This window comes from Pantoea sp. SJZ147 (assembly GCF_007828605.1).
GTDB lineage: Bacteria > Pseudomonadota > Gammaproteobacteria > Enterobacterales > Enterobacteriaceae > Pantoea > Pantoea allii.
Window position 1 is genome coordinate 56,606 of sequence record NZ_VIVB01000002.1, and the last position, 16,441, is coordinate 73,046.

The 16,441-nt window shown below is 55.0% G+C and carries 13 protein-coding genes; 7 read left to right on the top strand and 6 right to left on the bottom strand.

Translation table 11 applies throughout. The annotated features are described in order from the left end of the window. The first annotated feature begins 13 nt into the window (after positions 1-13). On the top strand, positions 14-148 hold the full coding sequence (locus tag FBY13_RS02995; protein ID WP_014606758.1) for an entericidin A/B family lipoprotein: 135 nt from the start codon (positions 14-16) through the stop codon (positions 146-148). A gap of 40 nt (positions 149-188) precedes the next feature. Here FBY13_RS02995 and FBY13_RS03000 read toward each other — a convergent pair whose 3' ends face one another. Beyond that, on the bottom strand, positions 189-713 hold the full coding sequence (locus tag FBY13_RS03000; protein WP_145393449.1) for a lipocalin family protein: 525 nt from the start codon (positions 711-713) through the stop codon (positions 189-191). 134 nt (positions 714-847) lie between these two features. On the opposite strand from FBY13_RS03000, the gene epmA reads away from it, so the two are divergent. Further along, complete coding sequence (epmA, locus tag FBY13_RS03005; RefSeq protein WP_096011455.1) at positions 848-1,825, top strand: elongation factor P--(R)-beta-lysine ligase; 978 nt, start codon at positions 848-850, stop codon at positions 1,823-1,825. Positions 1,826-1,943: 118 nt separating this feature from the next. On the opposite strand, the gene degS is transcribed toward epmA, so the two are convergent. The 3 genes from degS to zapG all read right to left on the bottom strand — a co-directional run bounded on the left by degS (position 1,944) and on the right by zapG (position 4,988). Next, on the bottom strand, positions 1,944-3,005 hold the full coding sequence (gene degS / locus FBY13_RS03010; protein WP_145393450.1) for an outer membrane-stress sensor serine endopeptidase DegS: 1,062 nt from the start codon (positions 3,003-3,005) through the stop codon (positions 1,944-1,946). An 89-nt stretch (positions 3,006-3,094) separates the two neighbouring features. Further along, positions 3,095-4,477, bottom strand: coding sequence for a serine endoprotease DegQ (gene degQ, locus FBY13_RS03015; RefSeq protein ID WP_063878121.1), 1,383 nt, complete (start codon positions 4,475-4,477; stop codon positions 3,095-3,097). 109 nt (positions 4,478-4,586) lie between these two features. Further along, positions 4,587-4,988: a Z-ring associated protein ZapG gene (gene zapG, locus FBY13_RS03020; RefSeq protein WP_063878122.1), complete on the bottom strand. Its 402-nt coding sequence runs from the start codon at positions 4,986-4,988 to the stop codon at positions 4,587-4,589. A 177-nt stretch (positions 4,989-5,165) separates the two neighbouring features. Here zapG and zapE point away from each other — a divergent pair, with 177 nt between their 5' ends. The 5 genes from zapE to sspB all read left to right on the top strand — a co-directional run bounded on the left by zapE (position 5,166) and on the right by sspB (position 8,800). Next, a complete protein-coding gene (gene zapE / locus FBY13_RS03025) occupies positions 5,166-6,293 on the top strand; it encodes a cell division protein ZapE (RefSeq protein WP_063878123.1) in 1,128 nt (375 codons plus the stop codon). Positions 6,294-6,518: 225 nt separating this feature from the next. After that, a complete protein-coding gene (gene rplM / locus FBY13_RS03030) occupies positions 6,519-6,947 on the top strand; it encodes a 50S ribosomal protein L13 (RefSeq protein WP_063878124.1) in 429 nt (142 codons plus the stop codon). A gap of 15 nt (positions 6,948-6,962) precedes the next feature. Continuing rightward, the gene (gene rpsI, locus FBY13_RS03035) at positions 6,963-7,355 is read left to right on the top strand and encodes a 30S ribosomal protein S9 (RefSeq protein ID WP_063878125.1); all 393 of its coding nucleotides are present in this window, start codon (positions 6,963-6,965) and stop codon (positions 7,353-7,355) included. 314 nt (positions 7,356-7,669) lie between these two features. After that, positions 7,670-8,311, top strand: coding sequence for a stringent starvation protein SspA (sspA, locus tag FBY13_RS03040; protein WP_013024313.1), 642 nt, complete (start codon positions 7,670-7,672; stop codon positions 8,309-8,311). Positions 8,312-8,314: 3 nt separating this feature from the next. Continuing rightward, positions 8,315-8,800 carry a ClpXP protease specificity-enhancing factor gene (gene sspB, locus FBY13_RS03045; RefSeq protein WP_063878126.1) on the top strand — a complete coding sequence of 162 codons (486 nt, stop codon included), beginning with the start codon at positions 8,315-8,317 and terminating at the stop codon, positions 8,798-8,800. A 129-nt stretch (positions 8,801-8,929) separates the two neighbouring features. Here sspB and FBY13_RS03050 read toward each other — a convergent pair whose 3' ends face one another. Next, positions 8,930-10,687, bottom strand: a complete 1,758-nt coding sequence (locus FBY13_RS03050) for a sulfite reductase subunit alpha (protein WP_063878127.1) — start codon at positions 10,685-10,687, stop codon at positions 8,930-8,932. A gap of 174 nt (positions 10,688-10,861) precedes the next feature. Continuing rightward, on the bottom strand, positions 10,862-16,393 hold the full coding sequence (locus tag FBY13_RS03055; RefSeq protein ID WP_145393451.1) for a glutamate synthase-related protein: 5,532 nt from the start codon (positions 16,391-16,393) through the stop codon (positions 10,862-10,864). Between the last annotated feature and the right edge of the window lie 48 nt (positions 16,394-16,441).

The window sequence follows — 16,441 nt, forward strand, 5'->3', positions numbered from 1 at the left end:
AAAGGATATGGATATGTTAAAGAAAAGTATTGTTGCGATTTTCTCTGTGATGATGTTCTCTGCACTGCTTTCTGGCTGCAACACCACGCGCGGCGTTGGCGAAGACGTTGAAGCGGGCGGCCACGCGATTCAGCGCAGTGCGCAGTAAATAAAAAAACCGGTACGAACCTTTTCGTACCGGCTTTCTTTTATCCCTGCTTAACCCAAATCAACTCATCAACCGGGAAACCGGCCTGGCGTGCCTGCTGCACAAGCTTTTGTTTCACGCCGTCATCCAACTGCGGCATCCGTGACAGAATCCACAGATAGTGGCGGTTAGGGCCGCATACCAGCGCATATCGGTAGTCGGAATCCAGCGCTATCACGTTGTAGCCACCGTAAAATGGACCAAAGAACGACACCTTCAGCGCCGCACGCTGCTTGTCGCCAGTAAAGTAAGCTTTGCCTACGCTTTCCTGCCAACGCTGTTTTTTGACGTTATAGCCGCGATTAACAACTTTCAGACCGCCATCCTCACGCGGGCTGTAATTTGCTGTGACCTGTTCCAGGCCGCGTTCAAAGCCATGATCCAGCCGGGCGATCTCGTACCACTGACCGAGGTAACGCTGGCTGTCGAAGTTTTCAATGACGGTAACGTTTTTCGGCGGGGTAGTTGAGCAGGCAACAGACAGAAATGCACTTACGCTGGCGACCAATGTTTTCCATGGAGACATAAAAAGATTCCTTTGTGATTTAGCCTGTTAATTATAGAACCCCCGCCGTTTCCTGGACAGGTTTGCGCCACGATTGTTTGCCACCCACATTGCGAGTAGACTTCCCTCCCTTATTTGTATCTGGAGTCATCACCATGAGTGAAACGGCAAGCTGGCAACCTGGCGCTTCCATTGCCAATTTAATTAAACGCGCAGCCATCATTGCTGAAGTACGTCGTTTCTTCGCCGATCGTGGCGTACTGGAAGTCGATACGCCAGCGATGAGTCAGGCCACAATCACTGACATCCATCTGGTGCCCTTCCAGACGCGCTTTGTCGGGCCTGGCATGTCCGAAGGCCGCGACCTCTGGCTGATGACCAGCCCGGAATACCACATGAAACGCCTGCTGGCTGCCGGAAGTGGCCCCATCTATCAAATGGGCCGCAGCTTCCGCAATGAAGAGGCCGGACGGTATCACAACCCTGAGTTCACCATGCTGGAGTGGTATCGCCCCCACTATGATATGTACCGGTTGATGAATGAAGTTGATGATCTGCTGCAGCAGGTGCTGGAGTGTGACAGCGCAGAGTCGCTCTCTTATCAGCAGGCCTTTATTCGCCACCTTGAGCTGGACCCGCTTTCCGCTGACAAAGCGCAGCTGCGCGACGCAGCGGAAAAACTGGGTGAGGGCGAGCTGGCGAGCCGGGAAGACGATCGCGATACCTTGCTGATGCTGCTGTTTATGCTGGGCGTTGAACCCAAAATTGGCCAGGACAAGCCGTGCTTTATCTATCACTTTCCGGCCAGCCAGGCGGCATTAGCGGAGATCAGCACCGAAGACCATCGGGTGGCTGAACGCTTTGAGGTTTACTACAAAGGTATTGAGCTGGCGAATGGTTTCCGTGAACTCACCGACAGCCGTGAACAGCGTCAGCGCTTTGAACAGGATAACCGTCGGCGCGCGGCGCGCGGTCTGCCGCAACATCCGATTGATACCTACCTGCTGGCCGCGCTGGAACACGGTATGCCGGCCAGTTCGGGCGTCGCTCTGGGTGTGGATCGTTTGATCATGCTGGCACTGAACGCAGAATCGCTGTCTGAGGTGATCGCGTTTCCGGTGGACCGCTGCTAAGTCTTGCCGCCCCAGCCCTGAAAACCGGCGCAGCTGAAAAGCCGCGCCGCGCAGGCAGAACACCAGGAGGGCCTGGATTGCCCTTCACCGCATTGCGCCGGGCGCCGGCTTACCTGACCTACTGACTGTTATCGGGAAACTCCAGAATCGTTACCGGCAGCGTCAGCTTCTTGTCATTGCGCAGCACCTGGACATCAACTACCGATCCGGGGCGAATTTCAGCAACCTGGTCCATGGTTTCCTGTGCCGATATAGCCGGTTTACCGTCTACGCTCAGCAGCACATCATTTGCCTGAATACCGGCTTTCTCAGCAGGCCCGCCGGGGGTAACCACGCTGACGATAATGCCCTGAACCCGATCAAGGCTGTTGCCCTGACCGTGTAACGGCGGCACCTCTCGGGCGGTGATCCCGATATAGCCGCGTATCACCCGACCATCACGGATCAGCTTATCCATGATTTTGGACGCCAGCGGCGTGGGAATAGCAAAACCGATCCCCTCTGGCGTTTCGCCATCGCTGCTTTTATCGAACGTCAGGGTGTTAATGCCCATAAGTTCGCCCAGGGAGTTGATCAGCGCACCGCCTGAATTCCCCTGATTGATGGAGGCATCGGTTTGCAGGAAGTTCTGGCGGCCTGAAGAGCTAAGCCCAACACGGCCTGTCGCACTGATAATGCCTTGGGTAACCGTTTGTCCCAGGTTGTAGGGGTTGCCGATAGCCATCACCACATCGCCAATATGCGCGACGCGTTTGGGATTAATGGGGATAACCGGCAGATTAGAGGCGGTAATTTTCAACACGGCCAAATCGGTCATGGCATCTGAACCGACCAGGGTGGCTTCAAAAAAACGGCCATCCTGTAGGGCGACGATAATCTGATCGGCATTGTTGATGACGTGCTTGTTGGTCAGGATGTAGCCCTTGGCATTCATAATCACGCCCGAACCCAGCGTGGTGATACCGCGGTTGTTGTTCCCATGTGCGCTGCGGTTGTAAACGTTCACAACGGCAGGCACGGCACGCCTCACCCCTTGATTAAAGCCAAAGGGCGTTTCGTCGTTACTGTCATTTTGACTATACAGGGCAGCACTGCCCAAACGCAGTGCGGGCAGCGCCACGAGCAAGATGCCCGCAACAATCAGTCCCAACACCACTGAACGCAAGAGTTTAAGAAACATGGTGTTAAATCACGTCAGGGGAGAACGCTGGGGAGAATAACATGAGAGCGGCGGACACACACGCGCTTGTGTCCGCCGTAATGCGTGGTTTATCTCAATAACAGATAGATACTTTCTTCACCGCGTACCACATTCAGTGCCATCACCGGTGGTTTGGCTTCCAGCACCTTGCGCATTTCGGCAATGTTCTGAACCCGCGTGCGGTTGACACCAATGATAACGTCATCTTTTTGCAGACCAACCTGCTCGGCAGGCGTCCCTTTTTCGATGGCATCAATTTTCACGCCTTTATCGCCGGTCTTGGTCTGACCGTCGCTCAGCGTTGCGCCTTGCAGTGCCGGAGAAAGCAGCTGTGCGCTGGCTGTCGTCTGGGCACTTTGTTCAAGGGTGACATCGACGCTCACCGGTTTCCCTTCACGCAACAGGCCAAGCTTAACTTTCTCGCCCGGTGCCGTTGTGCCGATTTTCACCCGCAGTTCTGCGAAGCTGGTGATCGGTTTGTCGTTGACCGAAACGATGATATCGCCTGACTTGATACCGGCTTTTTGAGCAGCAGACTGCGGCAGCACTTCAGAGACGAATGCGCCACGCTGAGCGTCCACGTTAAACGCCTTGGCGATATCTGCGGTCATCTCAGTGCCTTTAATCCCCAACTGACCCCGTTTCACTTCGCCGTACTTAATCAGCTGCTGTGCCAGGTTCATTGCCATATCGCTGGGAATAGCAAAGCCAATGCCGATATTGCCGCCGCTGGAGGCCAGAATGGCGGTATTAATGCCGATCAGCTCGCCGTTCAGGTTAACCAGTGCGCCACCCGAGTTACCCCGGTTGATGGCGGCGTCGGTCTGAATAAAGTTTTCCAGCCCTTCGAGATTCAGGCCACTGCGGCCCAGCGCTGAGATAATCCCTGAGGTTGCCGTCTGACCCAGGCCAAAGGGATTACCAATGGCAACGGCAAAGTCGCCGACTTTGAGTTGATCAGAATCGGCCACTTTTATCTGTGTCAGGTTTTTCGCGCCCTGAATCTGAATCAGGGCAATATCGGTCTGCTCATCGTGACCAATGAGTTTGGCATCATATTCACTGCCGTCGCCGAGCTGAACGTTGATTTTGTCAGCACCATTGACCACGTGATTGTTGGTCAGAACGTAGCCCTTGGCGGCATCGATGATGACACCGGAACCAAGTCCCTCAAAGGGTTGAGGCTGGGCTGGTCCGCCGCCAGGCAACTGGCCGAAGAAGCGTTTCAGCGGCTCGGGGATATCCTGAGCCTGGGCCTGGGAATCAGACTGCGTGCCTTCAACATGCACACTGACCACCGCAGGTAACACTTTTTCCAGCATTGGGGCCAGGCTCGGCAGGGGCTGGCTCTGAATCTGTGCGGGCAGCGTCGCCATCGCGCCGGGCGCAGCGGCAAGACTCATTCCAATACTCAAGGCTAATGCGCTTAACAGTCGTGCTTGTTTTTTCATTGCTACAACGCTCTCGCTGCAAAAAGTGGGGGGAATAAATCAATGAGACAGCCGTTTGTGGCCGGGGTTCGCAAAAACAGCGGGCACAGCGTGGCTGTGCCCGATAAGCTTAGTCGCGGACGGCGCGTTCACCACGCAGTAAACCGGAGGCGCCTTCAGAATAATCACGCGGCATCTGCACCGGTGCCTGATCGTTATCGGCTTCTGCTTCGGTCAGTTGCCATGCAAAGGGATTTTTATCCCCAGGCATATTGGGCAGCAGATCGTTGGAACCTTTCGCCATATGCTGATAGAGCTGACGATAATCGCGCGCCATGTTATCCAGCAGCTCTGCACTTTGCGCAAAGTGATTGGTCAGCTCCTGGCGATAATCTGCCAGCTCGGCCTTGGTCTTATCCAGTTCATACTGCATGCTGCGCTGCTCACGCAGCTTCCGGTTGCCAAAACGCATTGCCACTGCGCCGACAATAATACCTACCACTAAACCAATTAGCCCGTATTCCCAGGTCATAATGACTCCCGTGTTATTTCCGTTGTTCCGTAGGGCGTTGCACCACTTAATAGTAGTCACTATACCCGTTAATCTTATGGATGTGGAACTCTGGAGCGCCATGCCTTAGTGTAGAGCGGCCTTTTTTTCGACAAACGACGTTTGAATAAGACAAAATTCAGGGACACTGAGAGAACCATGCAAACCTCATCTCCGCTTGCCCGCTACGAGCAGGCGCTATCACAGGGCGATTTCAAGCCCGACGATGTACAACGTGAAGCGATTACCCGCTTAGATGCTATCCAGCAAGGGCTGATCGCGCGTCAGCATAACACCGAACCCGCCTCATCAGGGTTGTTAGGTCGTCTGTCGAAGCTGGTACGAAAAGAGACGTCACACGCCAAAGCGCCCGTTCGTGGCTTGTATATGTGGGGCGGCGTTGGCCGCGGGAAAACCTGGGTAATGGATCTGTTTTTTCAGTCTATTCCTGGCGACCGCAAACTGCGTTTGCACTTCCACCGCTTTATGCTGCGTGTGCATGAAGAACTAACAGAACTGCAGGGGCACAGCGATCCGCTACTCATCATTGCCGACCGCTTCAAGGCTGAAACCGATATTCTCTGTTTTGACGAGTTTTTTGTTTCTGACATCACTGACGCCATGTTGCTGGGTACGCTGATGGAAGCGCTGTTTGCGCGCGGCATCAGCCTGGTTGCGACCTCGAATATTCCGCCTGATAACCTGTACAAAAACGGCTTGCAGCGTGCACGCTTCCTGCCTGCCATTGAGCAGATTAAGCAACACTGTGAGGTGATGAACGTCGATGCGGGCATTGATTACCGTCTGCGTACGCTGACGTCAGCACATTTATGGAAGTTCCCTCTGGCACCTGACACGTACGCTGAGATGGATCGCTTGTTTCAGGCGCTGTCAGGCGAAAAACGCGGTGAAGCGCCGGTGCTGGAAATCAACCATCGTAAAATGGCAACGATGGGCGTAGCGGAAGGGGTGATTGCCATTGATTTCAAAACGCTGTGCGGAGAAGGGCGCAGCCAGCATGATTACATTGAGCTATCGCGCCGCTTTCACAGCGTCCTGCTGTTTGATGTGCCGGTGATGATCTACAAAACGGAAGATCAGGCGCGGCGTTTTCTGGCGCTGGTCGACGAGTTTTATGAGCGCCATGTCAAACTGGTCGTGGCGGCAGAAACCTCGCTGTTTGAAATTTATCAGGGCTCACGCCTGAAATTTGAATATCAGCGCTGTTTGTCGCGTCTGCAGGAAATGCAGAGCGAGGAGTACCTGCGGCTGGCGCATTTACCCTAAGATTACGCGTAATAAATGAAAATAGGGTTCGATTTTTGTAATCGACTTCTCTATAATCTTGCGACCCCACGTTACAGCACAGGATTTTTTTCCCAAATCCTCTGCGTTCCGGTAACGCTATCCGAAGGGGTGGCTTGCTGGTCAAAATGGTCGTGTGAGCCTCATTCGTTTACTTAAGCGTTTGGGATTTCACCAACGTGTAACTTAATTTGGGTAAGCTTTTCGATGAAAACTTTTACAGCTAAACCAGAAACCGTCCAACGTGACTGGTATGTTGTTGACGCAACTGGCAAAACCTTGGGTCGCCTGGCGACTGAACTGGCGCGCCGTCTGCGTGGTAAACATAAAGCGGAATACACTCCGCACGTTGATACTGGTGATTACATCATCGTTCTGAACGCTGAAAAAGTTGCTGTAACCGGCAACAAGCGTACTGACAAGATCTACTATCACCACACCGGCCACATCGGTGGTATCAAACAGGCGACCTTTGAAGAGATGATTGCTCGCCGTCCTGAGCGTGTGATTGAGATCGCGGTTAAAGGCATGCTGCCGAAGGGCCCGCTGGGTCGTGCTATGTATCGTAAACTGAAAGTTTACGCAGGCAACGAGCACACCCATGCGGCACAGCAACCGCAAGTTCTTGACATTTAATCGGGATTAAAGGCAATGGCTGAAACTCAAAACTACGGCACTGGTCGCCGCAAAAGCTCTACCGCTCGCGTATTTATTAAGCCGGGTAGCGGTAACATCGTTATTAACCAACGTTCTCTGGAACAGTACTTCGGTCGCGAAACTGCCCGCATGGTAGTTCGTCAGCCGCTTGAGCTGCTGGACCTGGTTGGTAAATTCGATCTGTTCGTCACCGTTAAAGGTGGCGGTATCTCTGGTCAGGCAGGTGCGATCCGTCATGGTATCACCCGCGCTCTGATGGAGTATGATGAGTCACTGCGTGGCGAACTGCGTAAAGCAGGCTTCGTTACCCGTGATGCTCGTCAGGTTGAACGTAAGAAAGTCGGTCTGCGTAAAGCACGTCGTCGTCCTCAGTTCTCCAAACGTTAATTGTTGCTGCTTCGGCAGACACAGTTGGCAAAAAACCCGCTTCGGCGGGTTTTTTATTTTATGCATCAGGTCGCCCTGTCGCATAAAACCACAATACTGTTCGCATTTTGCCCGCAAAAATGCATTCCCCCACCCACAAGCTGCCTAAAATCTGGTAAACTCTGTGTCACTTTGCGCCCGCAAGCTGGCGCGTTATGCGCCTGGCATTTGTCGGGGGTGGTTAGCGCGAATTGCGAGCGAGTTCTATGAGCAGGTGAGTCGCCGTGTGGTTGGCTATTCGCAGTAACTTTTTGTGAACAAACTGGGAGGTTTTCATGGCTGTCGCTGCCAACAAACGTTCGGTAATGACGCTGTTTTCTGGTCCTACTGACATTTTTAGCCATCAGGTACGTATTGTGCTTGCCGAGAAAGGTGTCAGCGTAGAGATCGAGCAGGTCGAAATGGATAACCTGCCGCAGGATCTGATTGACCTCAATCCGTACCGCACCGTGCCGACGCTGGTAGATCGCGAACTGACGCTGTACGAATCACGCATCATCATGGAATATCTGGATGAGCGTTTTCCACACCCACCGTTGATGCCTGTTTACCCCGTCGCGCGTGGCGAAAGCCGTTTGATGATGCACCGTATCGAACAAGACTGGTACAGCCTGATGAGAAAGGTTGAGAACAGCAGTGGTCAGGAAGCTGAAGCGGCGCGTAAGCAGCTGCGTGAAGAGTTACTGGCGATTGCCCCTCTGTTTGGACGGACGCCATTCTTTATGAGCGACGAGTTCAGCCTGGTTGACTGCTATCTGGCACCGCTGCTGTGGCGTTTACCGTCAATGGGTATCGATCTGCTCGGTTCAGGCTCCAAAGAGCTGAAAGGCTATATGAACCGCGTATTTGAGCGTGACTCCTTCCTTGCTTCACTGACTGAAGCTGAACGTGAAATGCGCCTGCAAGCCCGGGGCTGATTTATGGAAATGTCACAACTCACAGCCCGTCGGCCTTATTTACTGCGTGCTTTCTATGACTGGTTACTGGATAACCAGCTCACACCGCATTTGGTCGTCGACATCAATCTGCCTGGTGTTCAGGTACCACTGGAATATGCACGTGATGGTCAGATTGTATTGAACATTGCGCCGCGTGCCGTCGGTAATCTTGACCTGGGTAACGATGAGGTTTCGTTTAACGCACGTTTTGGTGGCGTTCCGCGTCAGGTGAACGTCCCGATGGCGGCTATACTCGCTATCTACGCGCGTGAAAACGGTGCAGGCACGATGTTTGAACCTGAACCGGCCTACGAAGGCGGGACGCAGGAATTCCCAGAGAATCAGGAAGAAACGGTGATGTCAGTCATTGACGGCGACCGCCCTGATGATGCCAGCGATGATGATCATTCACCTGATGACGATCCGCCGCCACGTGGTGGCCGTCCCGCACTGCGTGTGGTGAAATAACACAGCATGCCCGTCACCTCGACGGGTATTTTTTTGCCTGCCAGATAGCGCGTTTTTGCCTGCCAGAGAGCAGGCATAAAAAAATCCGGGAACACAGGTTACCCGGATTTTTGCTTTCTGCGGCAGGGATTAATAAACGTCGCGCAGGTAGCGTTTCTCTTTCTTCAGCTGATCGATGTAGTCGGCCGCTCGCTCGCTGGACAGCCCGCCAAACTGGCGCACGATTTCATACAGCGCGCTATCGACATCTTTCGCCATGCGTGATGCATCGCCACAGACGTAGAAGTAGCCCCCTTCCTGTAGCCAGGCATAGAGCTCTGCGCCCTGTTCCAGCATCCGGTTCTGCACGTAGATTTTCTTGTCCTGATCGCGCGAGAAGGCCAGATCAAGACGCGTGAGCAAACCGCTCTCCTGCCAGGCTGTGAGCTCTTCGCGATAAATGAAGTCGTGCTCCTGATGCTGATCGCCAAAGAACAGCCAGTTCTTGCCCTGGGCACCTGTCACCTGACGCTCCTGCAAAAACGCACGGAACGGCGCGATGCCCGTACCCGGTCCCACCATAATCAGCGGGGCATTGCCGTTGGCGGGCACACGGAAGGCTTTGTTAGGCGAAATAAAGATCGCGGGCTTTTCACCACGGCGCACGCGCTCTGCCAGGTAGGTTGAGCACACACCGCTACGGTTACGGCCACCGCTGTGATAGCGCACAGAGGCAATGGTCAGGTGCACCTGATTAGGATGCGCTTTTGAGCTGGATGAAATGGAGTAGGCACGGTGCTGCAACGGGCGCAGCAGGGCAACAAACTCTGTCACGCTCAGGCTACGCGTTAGCTCAAGCTGCAGCAGATCCAGCGTATCTTTGCCCCACAGCCAGACGCCCAGGGCATCTTTATCATCATGCTGAAGGACATGGCGCAGCTCCTGGTTGGTGGTATTTTGTCCTACCCACTCAATCAGCTTGCGTGATGGCTCAGAAATTTCAAACTGGTAGGTCAGCAGGTCGCCCAGACTTCGGTCGAAACCCGGCACCGGCGTCTGATAATCGGCGTTCAGCTGCGTAAGCAGCAGGTTAACCAGCGACGGTTCGTTGACCGGAATCACGCCAAGCGCGTCACCGGCTTCATACTTGAGACCGCTGTCGCTAAGATCAAACTCGAAGTGGCGAATGTCCTTAGCTGACTGTTCGCTCGACAGGCGCTTGTTGGTGATCAGGGCAGCCGCATAGGGGTTGGATTTGTTGCTGCCAGGAATGACGGGTGCTTCCGGGGCGCTCTCCAGCACCGTGCCGCTGCTGCCTGCGCTGCTGGCAAACTGTGGCATCGTGCTGTTCAGCCATTCATTCGACGGCTCTTCGTAATCAATATCGCAGTCGATACGGTCGACAACGCGTTTTGCACCAAGCTGTTCCAGACGCATATCCAGGAACTTACCTGCCTGGCAGAATCCGTCATAACCGGTATCGCCAATGGCCAGCACGGCGAAGTGCATCTGCTCCAGGCGCGGCGCAGTGCTGGCTGAAATCGCGTCCCAAAACAGCTGGGCGTTGTCGGGCATTTCACCTTCGCCATAGGTTGAGGTGACAATCAGCACGTGGCGCATGGTGGCGAACACGTCGAGATCCACATCGCCTAATGCCTGAACGACGGGCACCAGACCTTTGGCTCGTGCTGATTTCGCCGCTGACTGGGCCAGCGCCTCAGCATTGCCGGTCTGAGAACCATAAAGGATGTGCAGTTGGGTGGTGGCGGCAGCACTGCTGCCCGCCGCTGGCTGCTGTTTATCTTCCAGCACCAACAAACGGGAGTGCAGGCCAGCCAGAAAGCCCGCCAGCCAGTATTTCTGGTCACCATTAAAAGGTGCATCTTCAGGAATATATGGAATTTTCATGGATACCTTTACTCAATCCCGCTCTTGACCGTCATACGTCGCCGTGTCGATGGCAGTCGGTTCCTGCGCGCTCAGCAGCTTGCTGCTGAGCGGATAAGGTTGCCGCTGCGCCCGGTACGACGAATAAATCCGGGTAATCATGATTAAACACAGTTCTGTTCACTGACTCTGCTGTCAGGCCAGTTTACCCACCGCTGCTGCAATTTCAGGTAACGCCGCACGTGCAAACAACTCTTCAAAATCAGGCAGGCGACCGAGGATTTCACGGTTGCAGGCATCCTGATACATGATCCAGCCATAGGTGGCCAGGCTGTCCATCGAGCGGATGTTACGTTGCGTCAGTGCCGCTTTATAATCGGACATGCGTTTTGAACCGATCAGGCTGGCCAACTCGCTGTCACTGTAGTTTTCAATGGCTGCTCGCGCATGGCGTTGCAGTTTACTGATCAGAGAAAAGTCTTCTGTCATCAGCAAATTGCGGACGGCTTTCTCCACGGCAGGGGCCTCAACTGAGGTGCCTTTCGGTAACTTACCTAATGCCAGCTGCTGCGCAAAGCTCAGTACGGTGTAGTTGTTGAGCAAAACAAACATTTCCTGCGTATCGGTCGCCCCGTAGGCTGGTACCGCACCGTCAGCAATGGTTTTGCCTTCACGCCAGGCGGCTTTGAATTTGGCTACCTGATGGGCAGCCAGCGCCGTCGACAGTTCTTCCAGCAAATCCTTACGGGATTTCGCCTTCAGAATTTCACCGCCGTCCTGATAAAGCAGCAGAGAACGTGGCATCACGTAAACAAAGTGCTGACACTCGGTTTCCCAGTGTTCCAGCAGCCAGGCGGCACGCGGAGACTGCGTGGCCGCAAGGTGCCAGTTCAGCATGGTCCAGACCGCCTGCTTATGGATCTGCGCCAGCTCATCCTGGTCGGCAATGGAGCCAAACAGGACAGAATCGCCTGCCGCATGGTTGGCCAGTGAGCCATAGGGATCGTACTGGTAAGCAAAACCGCCGCTCATGCCGTTACCGAAGCCTTTACCAAAAGTGCCCAGGTTTAACACTGCGCCGTTGGTCATATATTCGCAGCAAAAGTCACCGACGCCTTCCACCACGGCAGTTGCACCGGAGTTACGTACCGCGAAACGGTCGCCCGCCTGGCCCTGAACGAACAGACGGCCGCCGGTTGCGCCAAACAGGGCGAAGTTACCGATCAGGACGTTGCCATCGCTGTCCTGTGCGCCGCCACCGGGTGATAACACCACCAGTTCGCCGCCGCACTGGCCTTTACCGACGCCATCGTTACAGGTGCCACGATGTTTCATCACCATGCCGTCATTGCAGAATGCACCAAAGGACTGACCTGCTGAGCCTGTTGTGGTGATGTTTACCGTTTCAGGTGCCAGGTAGCGACGACCGCGATCGTCCTGCAGCACGGCAGGCATCGCCTGGATCTGTGCCGCCGTCAGGGTGTGATTCAGCATGCGCTCAATATCGATAGCTAACTGACCGCCCACGCTTTTATTGCGGTTGTTAAGCACGACCTCGTGGCCCAACTGCAGCGTTGTTTTGCCCTGTTCCACCAGCTGCTGGCTGAGCTCTTCAACCCAGATGTCATCCAGCTCAAAATCTTTTTCCAGGTAAACCGGCTTGTCGATTTTCAGTTCTGGCACCACGGTGAGCATCGCGCGCAGATCCAGCTTGCCCACTTCCAGCGGGTGATCCATCAGGTGGAGCAGATCGGCGCGACCACGCGCTTCACGCAGGGAGCGCAGGCCCATCCGCGCCAGAATCTCACGCACTTCGTGTGCGACGTTCAGGAAATACTGTGCGAGCTGACGTGGATCGCCATCAAACGCTTCGGCGTTCGTGGTTAACCCTGCCGGGCATTTGACGTTACAGTTTTTCGCCATCACGCATTTCAGCATCATCAGCGCAGTGGTACCAAACTCAAAGCTGTCGCCGCCCAGCAGCGCGGATTTCACTACATCGCTGCCGGTTTGCTGTGCGCCGGAGCAGCGCAGCAGCACTTTGTCGCGCAGACCGTTTGCACACAGCGCCTGATGGACTTCGGCGATGCCGATTTCCGCTACGCGCCCGGTATATTTCAGGCTGGTCACCGAGGCCGCGCCTGTGCCGCCGGTGTTACCGGCAACGTTAATCACGTCAGCACCGGCTTTTGCCACGCCGACGGCAATGGTGCCAATTCCCTCGGAGGACACCAGCTTCACAATGACGCGTACGCGGGCCGCTTTACAGTCGTGAATCAGCTGCGCCAGATCTTCAATTGAGTAAGTATCATGGTGCGGCGGGGGAGAAACCAGCTCAACGCCCGGCGTGCCGCCACGCGCTGCTGCGATCTCCACGGTCACTTTGGCCGCTGGAAGCTGGCCGCCTTCGCCGGGCTTCGCACCCTGGCCGATTTTGATCTCCAGCTCTTCCAGCATCGGATCGGCAAGGTAAGCCGCCCAGACACCGAAGCGGCCAGAGGCCAGCTGTTTGATGCGTGAGGCACGAATGGTGCCGTGACGCGAGTAGTGTTCGCCGCCTTCACCGCAGTTGCTCATGCCGCCAACCATATTGGTGCCGTGCGCGACCGCTTCATGCGCCGGAGCCACCAGCGCGCCGTGGCTCATTGCGCCAGAGGCGAATGTGCGGGTGATTTCACACGCGGGTTGAATATCGCTCAGCGGCAGCGACGGCAGCGCGGTAAAGATACGTGACAGATAGTCTGCCGCTTTGCCGCTGGCGGTCACTTTCAGGCCACCGGCGACCACCTCAGCCGTTTCAATTTCGTCATTAAAGCGGGCTTTCAGCGCACGAGACAGGTTAAGCAGGCGCTCGCTCTCCGGCTTCAGCCCGACAATCGCATCGGTCAGACGCAACATAAAGGCGTTCTGGCTGCCTTCAATGGCATCACATACCAGACCGCGCGTGGCAAAGCCATTGTTGGTCAGCGAGTAGCGACCCAGCTTACGCCGGAATTCGGCTTCACTGTCGATGTGGGTCAGGTCCGCCGGGAAGGCCAGGATATCGCGCAGCGCAGCGGGACGGCGCTTGCGCTCTTCATACATCAGGCTGGAGAACTGACGATAATCGGCCGTAATGGCAAAATTATTCATCACGTCATCCGGGATGCGCTCAAAGCTGCTGTCTTTGAATGTCTCTGGCTTGATGCCAAAGGCATTGTCCAGACGGGCCAGCGTCATCAGGCGAATAAAGTTATCCTCTTCACGCGCTTTGTCCGCGAAGCGAATCGGTTCTTCAGTCATATCAATAAAGGTGCGTACGGCAATGGTGCCGTAAGAGTGGCCCGCGCCTTCTGCACGCTCTTTAAACAGCCCCAGCAGTGGCACTTCGGATTCGCCCTGAATTTTCAGTGCGCTTTGATGCCAGTCCACCGCCATCTGCGCGATAGTGGCAAAGCCTGCGCCGCCGACGGGCGTTTTGATATTGGGGTAATACTTTCTCAGGACCGGATCGTCCGTATTCAGGAAGTTAGGCTCAAAGAATTCACCGCTACTGTAGCTCTCTACGGTACACAGGCCGACTTTGCCCATGGTTTTCATCAGAGCTTTTTCAGCGGCTTTGGCGTAGCGTTTAAAGGCTTTATTGCCTTCCTCGCCTTCACCAAATTTTTCCTCAGCGCGCATTTGCACGCCAAGCGGATAAACGGCCGATGCGCCAAAGCCCAGCGTGGCAGCAATATGATGGGAAGAGATAATCTGCCCACTCTCTACCACCAGTGAAACGTCAAGACGTAAGCCTTCCTGCACCAGACGCTGGTTAACCGCAGAGATAACCAGCAGCATTGGCAGGGCCGCTTGCGTGGAGGAGATATGGCGATCGGTCAGTACCGCGATGCCGCCCTGTGAACGGGCAAAATCCACCACCTGCTGGGCCAGATCGTCAATCGCTTTTTCCAGCGCACTGGCGTTGGCCGTGCGGCTGAGCAGGTCTTTGCCGATTACCGGTTCATACAGCATGTCAAAGCGGGCATAAGGCGCGACGTTCTGTTCACGCAGCTGTAGCATGTCCAGATGGGTCAGAATCGGCGTAGGCACGATGATCTGGCGGCCTTTACTGCGTCCCAGATGCGGTTTCGCCCCCAGGGCTACGCGCAGCGTCATGCCGTCTGCTTCACGAATGGAGTCCAGCGGCGGGTTGGTCACCTGGGCAAAGCGCTGTGAGAAATAGTGCGCCATGCCGCCTTCATGATCGGACAGGCCGTTGATGGCGTTGCCGTAACCCATCGCCGAGATTTTCTCTGCGCCGGTGTTCAGCATGGGGTCCATCATGAACTTGAAGCTTTCCTGGTTGTAGTAGTAAGCCACGAAGCGCTGATAGGTTTTCAGATCGCCGCGATAGCGCAGGGGAGAGCCCTGTTGTTCCGCGGGAATGACCGGCAACTCTTGCAAATCGACACGCGATTTGCTGACCAATGCGGCATAGTCTTTTTCTGCAGCCAGTTTTTCCAGCGCCTCATGCGTGGTGTAACTGCGCTTTTCGCGATGATCAAAATAGAGCATCCCGCCAGCTTCGATACGACCACGGCGCAGCACGCTTTCAGGTGGGAACGCGATCTGGCCCGCTTCAGACATGGCACCAATATACTCCGCCGTTTCAACCGAACGCAGTGGACGCAGCCCCAGGCGATCAAGACGTGCACCAATCACTTCGCCGTTACCAAAGATGAGCGCGGCAGGGCCATCGTTTTTCTCTTCGTACAGCGAAAAATACTCCAGCATGTCGCGGACGGCAGGGGAGAGCGCGGTATCGTTTTCCCAGGCCGGGGGCATCATGGAAACCACGGCGGTGATCAGATCCAGATCGTCTTCCATCAACCGGCTGTGAATACTCTGGTCCAGGCGCGAACTGTCAGACTGACCTTTTGGTCGTACAATCGTTTTGCCACGGGCAGAGGCCAGCGCGGATTCGGCGATACGGTTTTTACGGTCGGTATTCAGCTCACCGTTATGGGCCATCAACCGGAAAGGTTGCGCCATGGTGGTGTGCGGATCGGTATTGGTTGAGAAGCGAGTGTGGAAAAACAGTCCGCGTACCTGATGATCGGGATCGGTCAGATCCTTGAAGTAAGGAATCACTTCATTCGAGTTCAGGCGGGCTTTAAAGACTTGTGTGCGGGATGACAGCGACAGCGGATATAACCCGCCGAACTCGCTTTGGGTAAAGGCCTGCGCCTCAATAGTCAACAGTGCGCGATAGATCTGTTTTTCAAAATCACTTTGGTCACTGATGTCCTGAGGTGCGGCAAAAATCCACTGCACAATAGGAAGCTGAAACTGCACGGCAGCCGGACGTGTCACACTGTTATCCAGCGGCATTTCGCGTTTCATGATAACCGGCAGGTTAAAACGGCTTAACGTCTCTTCTACCAAACGTTCGGCATTGGCGCGCAGTTCAACGTCTTTAGGAACGAAAAAGTTACCGACGCCAAAGCGACCGGCTTCCAGCGCCTGACCGGTAATTTTACGGAAGAAATGCAGTGAAAGATCGACGTTAACGCCTGCGCCATCGCCAACGCCCTCAGCAGACATGCCACCGCGGTGCGGCACCGTGCAGAGCGCGCTGTGCGCCATACGCAGAATTTCATGGGTCTGCTCGCCGTCCTTACGGGTAATGAAACCTACACCACAGCTGTCACTTCCTGCTGCTGGGTTGTATAAGCCATAGGAATCAGGTTTTTTACTGGACATTGAGGGTCTCCTTAAACTGCTCTAGACATTACCTGCATTGTTTCAGGC

What these genes read in the sequence shown, in the direction of transcription:
- FBY13_RS03000 (WP_145393449.1), bottom strand. Translation starts at nt 713, where the DNA reads ATGTCTCCATGGAAAACATTGGTCGCCAGCGTAAGTGCATTTCTGTCT.
- FBY13_RS03055 (WP_145393451.1), bottom strand. Translation starts at nt 16,393, where the DNA reads ATGTCCAGTAAAAAACCTGATTCCTATGGCTTATACAACCCAGCAGCA.
- degQ (WP_063878121.1), bottom strand. Translation starts at nt 4,477, where the DNA reads ATGAAAAAACAAGCACGACTGTTAAGCGCATTAGCCTTGAGTATTGGA.
- rplM (WP_063878124.1), top strand. Translation starts at nt 6,519, where the DNA reads ATGAAAACTTTTACAGCTAAACCAGAAACCGTCCAACGTGACTGGTAT.
- rpsI (WP_063878125.1), top strand. Translation starts at nt 6,963, where the DNA reads ATGGCTGAAACTCAAAACTACGGCACTGGTCGCCGCAAAAGCTCTACC.
- sspB (WP_063878126.1), top strand. Translation starts at nt 8,315, where the DNA reads ATGGAAATGTCACAACTCACAGCCCGTCGGCCTTATTTACTGCGTGCT.
- sspA (WP_013024313.1), top strand. Translation starts at nt 7,670, where the DNA reads ATGGCTGTCGCTGCCAACAAACGTTCGGTAATGACGCTGTTTTCTGGT.
- zapE (WP_063878123.1), top strand. Translation starts at nt 5,166, where the DNA reads ATGCAAACCTCATCTCCGCTTGCCCGCTACGAGCAGGCGCTATCACAG.
- zapG (WP_063878122.1), bottom strand. Translation starts at nt 4,988, where the DNA reads ATGACCTGGGAATACGGGCTAATTGGTTTAGTGGTAGGTATTATTGTC.
- degS (WP_145393450.1), bottom strand. Translation starts at nt 3,005, where the DNA reads ATGTTTCTTAAACTCTTGCGTTCAGTGGTGTTGGGACTGATTGTTGCG.
- FBY13_RS03050 (WP_063878127.1), bottom strand. Translation starts at nt 10,687, where the DNA reads ATGAAAATTCCATATATTCCTGAAGATGCACCTTTTAATGGTGACCAG.
- FBY13_RS02995 (WP_014606758.1), top strand. Translation starts at nt 14, where the DNA reads ATGTTAAAGAAAAGTATTGTTGCGATTTTCTCTGTGATGATGTTCTCT.
- epmA (WP_096011455.1), top strand. Translation starts at nt 848, where the DNA reads ATGAGTGAAACGGCAAGCTGGCAACCTGGCGCTTCCATTGCCAATTTA.